Genomic DNA, 13,772 nt, shown 5'->3' with positions numbered 1-13,772 from the left:
TTATAGGAGATAGAGAGGAGAAGAGGAGATAAACTATGAAAATAATACTCTGTTGTCTGATCATTTTGTGTATGATATCCATTTTAAGTGGTTATGAGTTGATATATTTGGCAGATACTCCTACTGCTGGAATTCTACAATATGGAGAAGTATTGATTAACACAAAGATGTATCGAAATAATGGGATCATTTTAGGAGCATCTGTTGGTTTATTCTCACGTTTTATGTTAGGCGTAAGTTATGGTGGAGAAAATATTGTCGGCAATGAATCACCTAACTGGCACGAGAGACCAGAAGTTCATGCTAAATATCGTATTATAGATGAAAGTCCATTTTTACCTGCTGTAGTAGTTGGATTTGACTCTCAGGGTCATGGGGTTTATCATTCCCTCTTAAAAAGATATGATATCAAATCAAAGGGGTTTTATGCAGCAGCAAGCCGTAATTATTATTTCCTCGGTAATCTTGGTTTACATCTCGGAACAAACTATAGTATGGAAAATAAAGATGAGCAGAAAAGTATTAATTTTTTCCTTGGTGTAGATAAATCGTTAGGAGATGAACTTACTTTAATGATTGATTATGACTTTGCTCTAAACGATAAAAAACCTGAAATGGAAGAGTTGACCTTTAATGAAAGTCTTTGGAAAAGAAAGGGTAATGGTTACTTGAACCTTGCTCTTTATCTTCGATTTACAGACTTCTTGGCAGTCAAATTTATTGCTTATGATGTGTTAGAGAATAATCGTCAAACTACTGGTGCCGATAGAGCTATTTTAATTGATTATAATATGAAGTTTTAGCCCTCACAAACAAGTGTTAACTTCTGTCATAGAGAAAGTAATAGAAATGCGCAAATTCATAGTAATTCAGGTCGTCATAATTATCGTTGCTTCACTTATCTTCGGTTGTTCATCTGGAAGCAGGTTACCCGATACTAAAACTCTCCCCCAAGATAAAGGAAATCCAAATAGTAACTCTATTCATTTTTACACTATGGGAGAGATCGCCTATAATCAAGATGATATCTTAACTGCCTATGGTTTATTCAGACAGGCAGATCTAGCTGATCCCCAAAATATTAGCATTAAAGAGAGAATTCTTGAGACTCTATGGATACTAGCTATTGATGACGAAACAAGATATGATGAATTGATAGCTTTAGCAGAAAACCATATCTCTCGTAATCTATATTCGTTAAACACTCTAAGATACTTAGGATTGTCCTATTTCCAAGTAGGGAAAAACAAAGAAGGTTTGAGGACAATGAAATGGGTTTTGGACTTAGATCCAACCCCATACAATTATTATGATTATTTCTTATATCTCTTGAGATACGGAGATACTGTAGATTTTTCCTATTTGGAGAAAGCTTTAGAAAAGGGAAAAAATAATCCCAACATACTATATGCTATTGCTCAGATATATGAATATCATAATCCCTTTAAAAGTAAGGAGATATTGGAATATGCCGCTCAAACATTTAAAGATGAAGAATCATACGACCGCTTGATTTACTTCTATAACCGTTACTTCGATTGGTATGGTATAGTAGATTTTATTGAATCCTTGCTTGATGAAGGGAAACCAGTAGAAAAAGAATATAAAGGCACTTTTCTGGAAACCCTCTTCTTTCTCGATGATTATGATAGAATAATCGCTAATTATGAACATTTCAAAGATGATCCTGAAACAGAGTTTATTCAAATCATCTATCTTGCTGCTTATTTATCCGAAAACTATGAATTAGCTAGTGAACTAATTCAAAAGCTCTTTCAAGCATCAGATTATGAATTACAAGATAAAGAATTGCTATATTCATCGTTAGCAACGCTCTATCTCTTGCTTAATGACTTCGACAATGCTGCAGAACAGCTAATGAACATTGATGACATTCGAACACAAAAATCCATTCTGTTTTATGAATCTGAAGATCATATTCTTGATATTGATGTTGAAGAATTCATTAAAATCTTAGTTTCAAAGGGGTATGATCAGGATAGAGCGACTTATCTACTAGCTCTTTCATATTTTAATAATAGTGAATCAGACGAAGGTTTAGGGTTGTTGAATAAACTATCTGAAGTTGTTAATGACGATGATGACCTGCTCTTTAACATTGCTTATACTTATCTTGAGCACGATTTGAATCAATCAGCTGTTGAAGTGTTGAACAAAGTTGAAGATCCTGAATTTGAACCTTATACTTTTATTGGTTCCTTTTATTATGTCTCTGGTGTTGATTCATTGGCGATTAACTATTTAACACTAACTATTGAGGAACATGACAACCCTTCTACGGAAGCATTTCTTACTTTAGCTTCTCTATATAATAAAAGGAAAGACCACGATAAAGAGTTAAGAATAATGGAGAGAGCCGTTGTATTATATCCGGAAGAGCCATTGATCTTGAATTGGTTTGGTTACTCTCTAGTTATGCATACGACGAGGTATGGTGAAGCAGAAGAGTACTTATTAAAGGCAATATCTTTAGAGCCGGAAAATCATTATATCCAAGACAGTGTTGCTTGGCTTTATTATCAAACTGAGGATTATGAAAAAGCACTTGCATATATGCAGGGCATAATCTACAATGGTGTTGATAGTAGTGTTATTGCCTATCATATTGGTATGATCTATTATAAGTTATCTGAAAAAGAAGATGCGAAATATTACTTACTGCAAGCTATAGAAATAGATGATGATGATGACTATAGAAATAAAGCAGAAGAAATTTTAAAGGAGTTGGAAGCATTATATGAACAGTAAATTTATCTTTAATACGACAAGTATTGTGTTTTTTGTTCTTGGAGTGATACTCCTTACCTTAGGATACATAATCATGGCAACAGGAGATATTACCATTTCTCCAATTCTCCTGATAATTGCTTATGTTATTCTTTTCCCTTTAGCAATCTTAGTCGGGCTTTTTCAAAAACCTAAAAAACAAGACAAAGAACAAAATCCTGAATAATGGAAAATCGTTATCTTTCGGAAGAGTTGATCGCTAAGATCGATAAGTTTAAATTAAGAGCCCGTCTGATAGTTGAAGGGTTTATCATTGGTCTGCATAAATCACCTTATCACGGCTTTAGTGTCGAATTTTCCGATCACAGACAGTACAATCCCGGTGACTCCATCAAAGATGTTGATTGGAAAGTTTATGGTAAGACTAATCGTTATTACATCCGTCGTTATGAAGAAGAGACTAATCTCAAATCATATATACTGATAGATCATAGTAAATCAATGGGTTATACTTCGGGAACAACAACCAAATTAGAATATGCCAAAGCATTAGCTTCTTCGCTCTCCTACCTGATGATAAATCAGCAAGATGCCTCAGGATTACTAGCTTTTACTGATAAAATAACCTCTTATATTCCGCCGCGCTCAGTAAAGTCATATCTCAATATTCTCTTAACGAATATCCATAACTTAGAAGCAGAAGATAAGACAAGAACGGCTGAGGTACTGCATAATTTAGCGGAACGGATTCATAAAAGGGGCTTGATAATTTTAATTTCTGATTTAATAGATGATCCTGATAGCATACTTTCAGGTCTTCAGCATTTCCGCCACAAGAAGAACGAAGTGATAGTTTTTCATATTCAGGATAAGCAGGAATATCTCTTTGATTTTCAGTCTGAAACAGAATTCATCGACTCAGAAACAGGAGAAAAATTAACAGTAAACCCTTGGTTAATAAAAAAGGATTATCTGCAGGAATATAACAATAATATCGAATACTTAAAAAAACGGTGTTTCGAAGCAAGAATTGAATATAATCCAATTACTACCGAAACACCTTATGATCAAGTACTTTTACAATATCTCTTAAAGAGAGCAAAACTTATCTGATTAAGCAGATATTTTAATACGCTAACTTATCTTTTCTGAGCTATTTCTTTACCTCTATCCATAGCTTTTAGGTTAACATTAACGATATCTTCACCTTTCCTATTAAAGATGAATTTGATCCCTTCCTGAAATTTTTCGTAAGGTAAATCTATAAATTCCGTAACAGCTCCCAGCATGATCATATTCATAGCTCTTGGTGCACCCATCTCTTTCGCTAAAATGTCCGCATCAATCGTAATACTATGCGGAAGTTTTCCTATTTCTGCGAGTAGTTTATCTTTCTCAGGATAAGTGGCAGTATTAATATATGGAGTTGTATTGGTAATCAACCATCCATCTTTAGCCAAAAAAGGTAAATATCTTAACGATTCCATCGGCTCTACGGAAACAATTATATTCGCACTACCTAAAGGTATGAGATCAGAGAAGATCTCTTTATCTGAGATACGCAAATGGGATTGAACATCTCCTCCACGCTGACTCATACCATGTACTTCAGATTGTTTGAGATGGAGGTTAGATTCCAGAGCAGCATAGCCAATTATCGTCGCTATCGTCAAAATCCCCTGTCCACCTACACCGGCTAAAATAATATCAGATTTCATCTCTACCTCCTATTTCTTGCGCATCTTCTTGGTTAATGTTTGGATACATTCCCGACGTGGGATAATGACCGATACACCATCATAAGCTATCTCTTCTTTAATCAGCTTTACAAATTCTTCGTGATTACGAGTTAAGGGAACAATAATTCTTATATGTTCCTCTTCTACTCCGATACCTTTACAGATATCTTCCAATTTACCAGCACCGGGAGAAGTTTGACCTCCTGTCATTGCAGTAGTATTATTATCGAGGATAAACAGAACTATATTCGATTTTGCATTTACTGCATCTAAGAGACCCGTAATTCCGGAATGAGTAAATGTTGAATCACCGATCACGGCAATAGAGGGGAACAAACCGGCATCAGCAGCTCCAATAGCCATTGTAAGGGATGCCCCCATATCAACACAGCTGTTTATTACTCTGAATGGTGGTAAGGCACCGAGCGTATAACATCCGATATCAGAAAAAACATGTCCACTGCCATATTCGTCTATAACCTCTTTTAATGCTTTATAAGTATCGGTATGAGGACATCCCACGCAGAGTACTGGTGGTCTGGGAACCACTATTTCCGGTATTGATTGTCCGGTTAGATCTTCCATTCCTAAGGCAATTCGCACCAAGTTAGGGTTTAATTCACCATCTCGAGGTAAAGTCCCGTCGAGCCGTCCTTTAATAACTAGGGGTTTATTCATATAACCGCGCAACATCTCCTCAACCAGAGGAGCACCCTCTTCCAGAATCAAGAGAGATTCACATTCATTGGCTATTCGCATCACAAGAGATTCAGGAATTGGATATTGCCCGATCTTCAAGACAGGATAAGGAGATTTCCCTTCCGGAAAATTCTCCATTAGATAATTGTAAGCCAGTCCACAGGCAATAATGCCCATCTTTTTGTCTGGACCATCGATATAGCTATTGAATGGTGAGTTTTCCGATTCCATTAAAAAATCCTTCTGCATAGCTAAGAGGTTTTTATATTTACGGCGTGCTATAGCAGGAAGAAGCACAAATTGATGTATGTCTTCCGGTAGTTTCAATTCATTTTCTTTCAATACCGGTTTTCTCTCTATTCCTGCTCGAGAATGAGCCAATCTGGTAGTCAATCTAACCAGAATTGGTATCTTGTACTTTTCCGACAGTTCAAAGGCATAAAAAGCCATATCATAAGCTTCTTGCTGGTTACAGGGTTCTAAGGCCGGTAGCATAGCAAATTTCCCGTAAAATCTGGAATCTTGCTCATTTTGAGAAGAGTGCATTGAAGGATCGTCAGCCACTGCTACTATTATACCCCCATTAGCTCCCGTAAGTGCAGAATTTACATAGGGATCAGCTGCTACATTGAGCCCAACATGTTTCATACAACTCATTGTACGTTTTCCGGCATAGGACATCCCCAAACTAGCTTCCAGTGCCGTCTTTTCATTAGCAGACCATTCACTGTGAACTTTTCGTTCCATCGCCTCTTTATTGCGTTGAATATACTCGGTAATCTCTGTCGAAGGTGTACCGGGATAGGCATATACACCTGAAAGACCGGCATCTAAAGCTCCCTGTGCTAAAGCTTCATCGCCTAACAAGAGAAGTTTTTGCATATTTATCTCCTTATTTGGTTTGATTTATCTTTCTGCCGGCAAATTATTTCAAAAGTCATATAAAGCAAGTTTTTTTTGTTTTTGCTTGATTAATCCCGTCTCAGAAACGTTTGGAAGATTTTTCCGTGCTATAAAGGAGTATAAACCGTGTTATAGATTAACCAAAAAATAGAATTATGATCTTTAAATTGTTGTAAGCGACTAGTTCTTGTTAATGTTAATTTAATGGAGCAGTTTATAAACTACTCGTTAATTACATGAACTTTGTATTATATCAAAGTCTTTTGGCTTATACGCTAAAAAGTTGCTACACTTTTCTCAACTGGAAGCTTTCCGGTAATAACTCCTTGATCAAAGCTGTGTGGATTTCATTCTTATTGGCGTAAATAACCCTTAGATCGAGAGAAAACTCACTCAACACCTGTCGGCAGGCGCCACATGGTGGAAAGAGCATATCCGAATCAACGTATATTGCTATGACACTAAACTCTTTCTCTCCGTTTATGACTGCTTGTGCTAAGGCATTCCTTTCTGCACAAACCGTTAAAGAATAAGAAGCATTCTCGATATTACAGCCGGTATAAATATTCCCTTTTTTGCTTCTAATTGCAGCCCCGACCTTATAACCGGAATAAGGAGCATAAGCTCTATCTGCTGCCTTTCTTGCTGCGTCTATCAATTTAAGATCATCGTTTTTCATAATCTACCCTTTAATAATGGTATTTTTTCCCGTGAATGATGGTGAAAGCACGGTATAACTGTTCTAAAAGTATGATCCTCACCATTTGATGAGTAAAGGTTAACTTGGACAGACTCAATATTAGGTTACATCTCCTCTTAACCTCTTCTGCCAGACCGTAAACCCCACCTATGACAAAAAGAATATCGTTATAGGAAGCTTTTTCTGCTATGAAATCGGCAAATTCAGCAGAATCATACATAACGCCCTGATAATCCAGACAGACAATAAAGGGCGTTTTGGTAAACGATTTCAGTTTTTCATCAAGATACTTATTGATAGCCATACCCTCTTGCCTGATAACAACTTCCGGATTATTTGTTCCGCTGAGAGCTACTTCCAGTATATTTGTTATGGCAATCTCCGCATAGGGTCTGATCCTCTTCAAAAATTCCTCTATAGCCGATTTGATGTAGCTATCTTTATTCTTGCCAACCCAAAGTATTCTGATGATCATTATTTTACATAGCAGATAGAATTCCCAGAGCCATGGAGAGCTTCTTTGTCTCGGCATCATCTGCTCTGGAGGCGATCAGGATCGGAACTTTAGCACCCATAACAACATGAGCAACACGATAATGACAATAATAGGTCAACGCCTTCCCGAAGATATTACCCGCTTCAATATTTGGAACAATGAGTACATCTGCTTTCCCCGCAACTTCCGATTCGATACCCTTCGTTTTGGCTGCTTCTTCACTCACTGCATTATCAAAAGCCAACGGACCGTCAACATAACAGTCCGGGATCTGTTTCCGATCATTCATCTTTGCTAAGAGCGAGGCATCAATGGTACAAGGCATTTTGGGATTAACCGCTTCTACCGCGGCTAATACAGCAACTCTCGGCATCTCGATCTCCAATGCTTTGGCTACTTTAACCGCATTATTAATAATCGCTATCTTCTCCTGTATCTCAGGATAGAGATTTATTCCGCCGTCACTCATCAGCATCAATTTGTCAGGATGCTCATAGACGAGAACATCGCTTAATATGCTTCCGGTCCTCAGGCCGGTCTCTTTATCGAGAACTGCTTTTAACAGAATAGCTGTATCCGCCTTTCCCTTCAAGATAAGGTGCCCTTTATTACTGTTAATTGCCTTTACCGATTCCTGACATGCCTTTTCTAAATCTTCTCCCGTGTCGATTATCTTGAATGAGCCGGCAAATTTCTTATACTTTTTTTGCAGAAATTCTTGAATATATTTTTTATCACCTACGAGTAGTGATTCTGCCAGATTCTCCTTTTTTGCCATTACAGCAGCTTCCAGAGCAGTAGCAGATTGGGCAGCAGCTATGACAACCGTCTTATTCGGCATCTCTTTTACTTTAGCAATCAACTGGTTAAAATCTTTTATCATTTCTCATCCTCCGTTACTATTTCATAAACTATGGGCAACAATATAATCTATATGGTTTTCGGATTCACTCTGGATATCTTTCAAGATCTTCTTCAACGCCTCTTTATGTATCTGTCGTATCCGTTCTCTGGAAAGCCCTAATATTTCAGCTATCTCGGCAAAATTCTTCCGTTCTTCACCACCTAAACCGAAATACAACTGGATCACTAATGCAGAGCGAGAGTCCAATCCGGCGATAGAGTCTTTGATCTTCTTTTCTGTTTTATCCCGATAGTATCTCGATTGTGGATCCAAGGTCGTAGTATCGCTGATCAAATCTATTAATTGCACTTGATCATTACGACCGGTTACAGTGACATCGTCTAAGGAGAGTGTATCTACATTTTTATCACGAAGTTTTTTTATATTCTTTTTCTTAAGCTTAGTCTCTAATGCTAATTCGTCTAAAGTCGGTTCTTCTCCTGTTTCATTCTTAAATTTATGTTGGGCACTCTTGAGTTTAGACAATGCATTTGATTTTCCCAAAGGAACCCTGATAATATTAGTCTTCTCAGCCAAGGCAAACATAATTCTCTGTTTGATCCACCATACAGCATAAGATATTAGCTTGATATCCCTATCAGGATCGAATTTTTCGATCGCTTTGATCAGCCCCATATTCCCTTCACTGATCAGTTCTGCATAGGAAAGACCTCGATTCTGATAGCGGGCTGCAATAGAAACAACGAATTTAAGGTTAGATTCAATCAGCTTCTGAATAGCTTCTTGATCACCTTTCTTGGCTCTCTTAGCCAATTTTTGTTCCTCTTCACGAGTCAGTGTCGGAGTATCAGAAATCTCTTTCAGATACTTCTGCAACCCTTCATCTTCGTAAATATTCTCGCTCATTGTTCCCTTTTTTACGTTACAAGTTGTAGTGAATTCTTATGGTCTTCGATAAAATCAATCAGTTCGTCATTGCTCATATTAAATCTTCTGGCAAAATTAAGCAGTATTTTTACTCCTGCCAGATTAAGTCCCAATTCTTGTGTCAAGGTGATAATAACAATTATCCCCGTCATATCTTCTTTAGTAAAAAATCTGGTCTGCTTTTCTGTCCTCTGTGGTCTTATCAGCCCTTTTCTTTCATAAGCTCGGATAGTCTGTTCGTGAATCCCCAATTTTCTTGCCACTTGGCCTATAGACATTAATTCCATTTCTTTTCGGACAGACATTATCATTCCTTCTTTAAAGACGTGGCAGTACTTCACGTGGATTGATAGCTTTACCACTTACCCTGTATTCAAAATGTAAATGAGGACCGGTAGCATTTCCCGATTGACCTACCGTCGCTATCGGTTGACCTTGTTTGACCTCATCTCCTAACCTGACCAGATTTCTCTCATTGTGAGCATATACAGTCATGATATTGTCACCGTGATCAATGATCACTACATTCCCATAACCTCTTGCTATGCCAACATAACCGACCTTACCGTCTAATACTGCAAGGATAGGAGTACCAATGGGGGCAGTGATATCAATACCTTTATGATCTGAATCTCCTCGCCTACCAAATTCCGACACTACCCTGCCTTCAACTGGTAAGATCAGATCCGTTCTTCTCGTTGCGATACCTGGAGGTGGTGGAGGTTCTCTGCGTGGTTCGCCCGGTACAACTACCAATCTTTGACCAACACTGATAGCATCACTTGTCAGATTATTAATCTCCTTCAACTGATCGACCGTCATTCCGTAACGAAGAGAGATACGAAAGAGATTTTCACCCGCTTGAACTATGTGATAGGTAGCCTCTTGTTGTACAGCTTCTTGTTCTTCACTATCTACTTCTGGTCTCTCTGGTAACTCAGCTCTTTCAACCATACCCGGCACAAGCCAGATCTTTTGATCTACCTTAATATCAAAGGACTCTAAGTTATTATAGTCCAAAATATCCATGATCTCCAGGTCGTACATCTTAGATATTCTATATACCGTCTCACCTCTTTGAACAACATGATAGCCACTCTCCGGGATCGAACGCACAGTTACATATTCGTTTTTCATTTGTACGCTTGGGGTGAGGTAGATCTTCTGTCCGACAATAATCCTATCTGAATCGAGGTTATTATATAATCTCAACTGATCTACCGGTATAGAATATTTTTGGCTGATACTAAATAATGTATCGCCGCTTTGCACAATGTGATAACTCTCTGACTGAGTAATATACACCGGATTACTTCTGAATGCATAAGCACAACCGCATAGGTTAAATAGGAGTATGATGAATACAAGATAACTTCTAAAACTCAACACGAAAATCCTTATAGGGTTCTGTTGTCTCTATTTCTCTTATTTTAACCTTTTGTACCAAAGAAAAGGTAGGACCCTTTTTTAGCTTCTCGATGAACTGTTCCATATTCTCTTCTTCGCCTATTGCTATAACTTGAACATTACCGTTGGATAGATTTCTTACGGACCCTTTGATATCGAGATTTTCAGCTACTCTGATAGTAAATGCCCGATAACCGATCCCCTGTACTCGCCCAATTACGATAATCTCAAGTTTCTTTAACATTTCTTTCTATTCTCACTATCCTAAATTTTTCTTAGTTGCTAATAATCCTCAATTTTTCATTTCTTTGTCAACTTATTAATCTGTTTTCGTTCTTCATTGGGTCTTTTCCTATACTATTCTCCACAGTCGATCAGAGATTTAAACGCCATTATACCGGTAATGATCGCATCTTCAGCGGGGAGAAAAAAGGGTGAATGCAGGTCGTATTGAGGAGAATCAGCACCTATGAAGAACATCAAACTCTCATATCTGGTTGTAAAGAATCCGAAATCTTCTCCGAAAAGAGTCGGTTCTACCTCTTCCAGTCTTAATCCGGGATCAAGACATTTCTTCAGTTTATCATATAACCTCGGTGAGTTGACCACGGGATCATAAGAACAGATTAACTTTATATCTATTTCAGTTTGGAATTGGGCTGCTGACATTTTTGCCGTTTCGATCATTTTCCTTTTTAGTTTCGCCATATTCTCTTTCGTTAGTGCCCTCAATGTTCCCTGCAGAATACACTCATCGGCAATGACATTCCCAGTAGCTCCACCAGATATCTTTCCTACATGATAGATATATCTCTCATCTGCCGGTAATACCTCTGATATGCTCTGTTTCAGAGTTTGATAGAAATGACATCCGGCAGCAATGGCATCTTTACCCTTTTGAGGATTGGCAGCATGAGCACTTACTCCTTTAAAAACTATATCAAATTCCTGTGGAATACCAAAAAGAACCGTAGGATTCGAAGCTATTGTTCCTTTGGGAAAAGAGGGATGAACATGTAGGGCATATACCTCTTTGATCGGATACTTATCTAATATTCCTGAAAAGAGGACTTTCTCTGCACCCCCAAATCTCTCTTCTGCCGGTTGAAAGAGAAATAGGATATTCTTCTTGTATTTCTGAGAGATCACCTCTTCAATGAGACCGATCAAAACCGTCATATGTATATCATGTCCGCAGGCATGCATTATACCCTCATGTTGTGATGAAAAATCACAACCGGTCTGCTCTTGCAGAGGAAGCCCGTCCATATCGGTACGAAAGAGCTGATAGTCACCCTCACCTTGAGTATATTCAACTAAAACACCCGGAAAAGAAAATGTATGACACTTTATGAGGGGGAATTTTTTCAAATAGTTAAGAATAAATTCGGTAGTTTTAAATTCTTGGAAAGCAAGTTCGGGGATCTTGTGTAACTCTTTTCTTACTTCATATAAGTGTTTCATCAATATACTCCATTCCAACTTCCATTAAGAGAACGTTTTACTTACTCACTTGTTTCTCTCAGAGCAATTAAATGTTCCATGATCTTGACTGCATTAGTAGCAGCCCCTAACCGTACATTATGAGCTACATTCCAAAAGAGCAATGAATGATCGTCAACACCTTTCCGCACTCTGGCAATATGGCTCAACTCCGAATTACCTATCTCTTTAGGAGTGATAAGGTCTTTCGGATAATACTTCAATGCTCCGATAGAATTAAAAAGAGGTGTAATTTCATCCACTTCGATCATCTCTTTGAATCTGACAAAGACAGACTCAGCATGCCCGTAGAGCACAGGAACCCGAACCGTGGTCACAGCAACTTTTAATGTTGGAATATTCAAGATCTTCCTGATCTCAAAGATCATCTTCTGTTCCTCTTCGCAATAACCGGTCTCATCAAATTGACCAATTTGCGGTATGACATTCAGATCGATCTCTCTGGAAAAGGGTGACTCAGTTGAAACCCATTTATCCCCTGCTCTTTCTCCTTGTAGTGCCTTTATGCCACGGTTACCAGCTCCGGATACCGATTGATAGGTGCTTATCACCACTTCATCGAGTTCGTAATGCATGTGCATTGGATAAACAGCTAACACCAGCTGGATAGTCGAACAATTAGGATTGGCTATAATACCCTGATATTTCTTAAGAAGATCTCCGTTAATCTCCGGAACTATCAATGGATGAGTTCTGCGAAAGGCAGAAGAATTATCTATGATTGTATTACCCTTAGTTTCTGCTATTGGTGCGTATTCTAACGAAACCTGCTTTCCGGCTGAAAAGAGCAGATAATCATAAGATTGCTGCATCGCCTGCTGAGTCAGTTTTCTCACTTCAAAATCCTCTCCACGATACTTGAGAAGAGTTCCAGCAGACTTTTCAGATGCATATAAAAAGAGTTCGTCTATGGACAACTCCCTCTCCTCCAGAACTTTTAACATCATCCTGCCAACTTCACCGGTTGCTCCAACTATTGCCAGTTGCATATTTTATACCTCTTACCTTGACCGTTTATCCTTGACATCAGAGTTAATGACATATTTTTTACCTTAGTTTGTGAGATCAGAGAAGTTGCCCCCGTAGCTCAGTAGGATAGAGCAGTTCCCTCCTAAGGAAAAGGTCAGCCGTTCGAATCGGCTCGGGGGTACCATTCGTCACCTAAACTCTATCGATACTCATCCTCTCTGTTTTTTATCGTCTATTTAGTAACCCTCTATTGTCTCTATCTGTCAAGATTAATCTATTACTTCACCCTAAGTTACGGCTTCTTTTACCAGAATTACCTGATTCGGTTTACACTAGATCTTATGCTTAGCTATTAGAACTGATTCTTTCTATAAAATAAAAGTGCTTAATATATATTTTAAACCAAGAATTCCTTTCTTCAATCTATAGGGAGCACTGGCTTTACATGCAAAATTCTTACAACTATGATATTTTAACAGACGATGAAATATCTATGTTATTGTCATCCTGAGTGTTCTGCTGGTAACTTCTTGTCTTTTCCACAACAGAATGTATCGAAGGATAGCTTCTTTTGACACGGCTTAAACCCCTAAAATGCTGACAAAACGGTTAATACTCTAAAAGTTGCATTAAAGCTTGACTTTTTTGGTTATCTTTTTATCTTTTCATCAAAAGACTAACACCCTCTCTTGTTGTATCTGTAGCGGTAATTTAGTTATTTCTCTTTCTGAGTATCTACGGGTGAAAAAGAAGGTAGTTATGAAAATCATTATTCTGTACCGTCAAGGGTTACCCCCCCCATTGCTATCTTCTTGT

The 13,772-nt window shown here is 38.0% G+C and carries 15 protein-coding genes and 1 tRNA gene; 5 read left to right on the top strand and 11 right to left on the bottom strand.

Features of this window, described 5'->3' with window-relative positions:
* The first annotated feature begins 35 nt into the window (after positions 1 to 35).
* From K0B81_04195 to K0B81_04180, 4 genes are read left to right on the top strand one after another with little or no spacing between them, the layout of a single operon-like run.
* The gene (locus K0B81_04195; protein ID MBW6515804.1) at positions 36 to 803 is read left to right on the top strand and encodes a YjbH domain-containing protein; all 768 of its coding nucleotides are present in this window, start codon (positions 36 to 38) and stop codon (positions 801 to 803) included.
* A 46-nt stretch (positions 804 to 849) separates the two neighbouring features.
* The gene (locus tag K0B81_04190; protein ID MBW6515803.1) at positions 850 to 2,769 is read left to right on the top strand and encodes a hypothetical protein; all 1,920 of its coding nucleotides are present in this window, start codon (positions 850 to 852) and stop codon (positions 2,767 to 2,769) included.
* Positions 2,759 to 2,974, top strand: a complete 216-nt coding sequence (locus tag K0B81_04185; protein MBW6515802.1) for a hypothetical protein — start codon at positions 2,759 to 2,761, stop codon at positions 2,972 to 2,974. Before K0B81_04190 ends, K0B81_04185 begins: the two co-directional genes overlap by 11 nt.
* Positions 2,974 to 3,861: a DUF58 domain-containing protein gene (locus tag K0B81_04180; protein ID MBW6515801.1), complete on the top strand. Its 888-nt coding sequence runs from the start codon at positions 2,974 to 2,976 to the stop codon at positions 3,859 to 3,861. Before K0B81_04185 ends, K0B81_04180 begins: the two co-directional genes overlap by 1 nt.
* Before the next feature lie 26 nt (positions 3,862 to 3,887).
* Here K0B81_04180 and K0B81_04175 read toward each other — a convergent pair whose 3' ends face one another.
* The 11 genes from K0B81_04175 to K0B81_04125 form a co-directional block, all read right to left on the bottom strand.
* Positions 3,888 to 4,466 carry an indolepyruvate oxidoreductase subunit beta gene (locus K0B81_04175; protein ID MBW6515800.1) on the bottom strand — a complete coding sequence of 193 codons (579 nt, stop codon included), beginning with the start codon at positions 4,464 to 4,466 and terminating at the stop codon, positions 3,888 to 3,890.
* Between the two features lie 9 nt (positions 4,467 to 4,475).
* Positions 4,476 to 6,068 carry an indolepyruvate ferredoxin oxidoreductase gene (locus tag K0B81_04170; GenBank protein ID MBW6515799.1) on the bottom strand — a complete coding sequence of 531 codons (1,593 nt, stop codon included), beginning with the start codon at positions 6,066 to 6,068 and terminating at the stop codon, positions 4,476 to 4,478.
* 307 nt (positions 6,069 to 6,375) lie between these two features.
* Complete coding sequence (gene cdd, locus K0B81_04165) at positions 6,376 to 6,768, bottom strand: cytidine deaminase (GenBank protein ID MBW6515798.1); 393 nt, start codon at positions 6,766 to 6,768, stop codon at positions 6,376 to 6,378.
* 10 nt (positions 6,769 to 6,778) lie between these two features.
* Positions 6,779 to 7,324, bottom strand: a complete 546-nt coding sequence (locus K0B81_04160; GenBank protein ID MBW6515797.1) for a 23S rRNA (pseudouridine(1915)-N(3))-methyltransferase RlmH — start codon at positions 7,322 to 7,324, stop codon at positions 6,779 to 6,781.
* Positions 7,269 to 8,168 (bottom strand): bifunctional enoyl-CoA hydratase/phosphate acetyltransferase, encoded by a 900-nt coding sequence (locus tag K0B81_04155; protein MBW6515796.1) that lies wholly within the window; start codon positions 8,166 to 8,168, stop codon positions 7,269 to 7,271. Before K0B81_04155 ends, K0B81_04160 begins: the two co-directional genes overlap by 56 nt.
* A 21-nt stretch (positions 8,169 to 8,189) precedes the next feature.
* Positions 8,190 to 9,056, bottom strand: a complete 867-nt coding sequence (locus K0B81_04150) for an RNA polymerase sigma factor RpoD/SigA (protein ID MBW6515795.1) — start codon at positions 9,054 to 9,056, stop codon at positions 8,190 to 8,192.
* Positions 9,057 to 9,067: 11 nt separating this feature from the next.
* Positions 9,068 to 9,382 (bottom strand): MerR family transcriptional regulator, encoded by a 315-nt coding sequence (locus tag K0B81_04145; GenBank protein MBW6515794.1) that lies wholly within the window; start codon positions 9,380 to 9,382, stop codon positions 9,068 to 9,070.
* 13 nt (positions 9,383 to 9,395) lie between these two features.
* On the bottom strand, positions 9,396 to 10,463 hold the full coding sequence (locus K0B81_04140) for a LysM peptidoglycan-binding domain-containing protein (GenBank protein ID MBW6515793.1): 1,068 nt from the start codon (positions 10,461 to 10,463) through the stop codon (positions 9,396 to 9,398).
* Positions 10,453 to 10,728 carry an acylphosphatase gene (locus K0B81_04135; GenBank protein MBW6515792.1) on the bottom strand — a complete coding sequence of 92 codons (276 nt, stop codon included), beginning with the start codon at positions 10,726 to 10,728 and terminating at the stop codon, positions 10,453 to 10,455. Before K0B81_04135 ends, K0B81_04140 begins: the two co-directional genes overlap by 11 nt.
* A gap of 113 nt (positions 10,729 to 10,841) precedes the next feature.
* The gene (locus K0B81_04130) at positions 10,842 to 11,948 is read right to left on the bottom strand and encodes an amidohydrolase (GenBank protein ID MBW6515791.1); all 1,107 of its coding nucleotides are present in this window, start codon (positions 11,946 to 11,948) and stop codon (positions 10,842 to 10,844) included.
* Positions 11,949 to 11,989: 41 nt separating this feature from the next.
* A complete protein-coding gene (locus tag K0B81_04125; protein ID MBW6515790.1) occupies positions 11,990 to 12,976 on the bottom strand; it encodes an aspartate-semialdehyde dehydrogenase in 987 nt (328 codons plus the stop codon).
* Between the two features lie 87 nt (positions 12,977 to 13,063).
* Between K0B81_04125 and K0B81_04120 the strand changes: the two genes are divergently transcribed.
* A tRNA-Arg gene (locus K0B81_04120) sits at positions 13,064 to 13,140 on the top strand.
* Positions 13,141 to 13,772: the final 632 nt, after the last annotated feature.

Source organism: Candidatus Cloacimonadota bacterium, from assembly GCA_019429305.1.
Classification (GTDB): domain Bacteria; phylum Cloacimonadota; class Cloacimonadia; order Cloacimonadales; family JAJBBL01; genus JAHYIR01.
This window is presented reverse-complemented; position numbering and strand designations above follow the sequence as displayed.

Coding starts and splice junctions, on each gene's coding strand:
- K0B81_04195 (MBW6515804.1), top strand. CDS start 36: ATGAAAATAATACTCTGTTGTCTGATCATTTTGTGTATGATATCCATT.
- K0B81_04190 (MBW6515803.1), top strand. CDS start 850: ATGCGCAAATTCATAGTAATTCAGGTCGTCATAATTATCGTTGCTTCA.
- K0B81_04185 (MBW6515802.1), top strand. CDS start 2,759: ATGAACAGTAAATTTATCTTTAATACGACAAGTATTGTGTTTTTTGTT.
- K0B81_04180 (MBW6515801.1), top strand. CDS start 2,974: ATGGAAAATCGTTATCTTTCGGAAGAGTTGATCGCTAAGATCGATAAG.
- K0B81_04175 (MBW6515800.1), bottom strand. CDS start 4,466: ATGAAATCTGATATTATTTTAGCCGGTGTAGGTGGACAGGGGATTTTG.
- K0B81_04170 (MBW6515799.1), bottom strand. CDS start 6,068: ATGCAAAAACTTCTCTTGTTAGGCGATGAAGCTTTAGCACAGGGAGCT.
- cdd (MBW6515798.1), bottom strand. CDS start 6,768: ATGAAAAACGATGATCTTAAATTGATAGACGCAGCAAGAAAGGCAGCA.
- K0B81_04160 (MBW6515797.1), bottom strand. CDS start 7,324: ATGATGCCGAGACAAAGAAGCTCTCCATGGCTCTGGGAATTCTATCTG.
- K0B81_04155 (MBW6515796.1), bottom strand. CDS start 8,168: ATGATAAAAGATTTTAACCAGTTGATTGCTAAAGTAAAAGAGATGCCG.
- K0B81_04150 (MBW6515795.1), bottom strand. CDS start 9,056: ATGAGCGAGAATATTTACGAAGATGAAGGGTTGCAGAAGTATCTGAAA.
- K0B81_04145 (MBW6515794.1), bottom strand. CDS start 9,382: ATGTCTGTCCGAAAAGAAATGGAATTAATGTCTATAGGCCAAGTGGCA.
- K0B81_04135 (MBW6515792.1), bottom strand. CDS start 10,728: ATGTTAAAGAAACTTGAGATTATCGTAATTGGGCGAGTACAGGGGATC.
- K0B81_04130 (MBW6515791.1), bottom strand. CDS start 11,948: ATGAAACACTTATATGAAGTAAGAAAAGAGTTACACAAGATCCCCGAA.
- K0B81_04125 (MBW6515790.1), bottom strand. CDS start 12,976: ATGCAACTGGCAATAGTTGGAGCAACCGGTGAAGTTGGCAGGATGATG.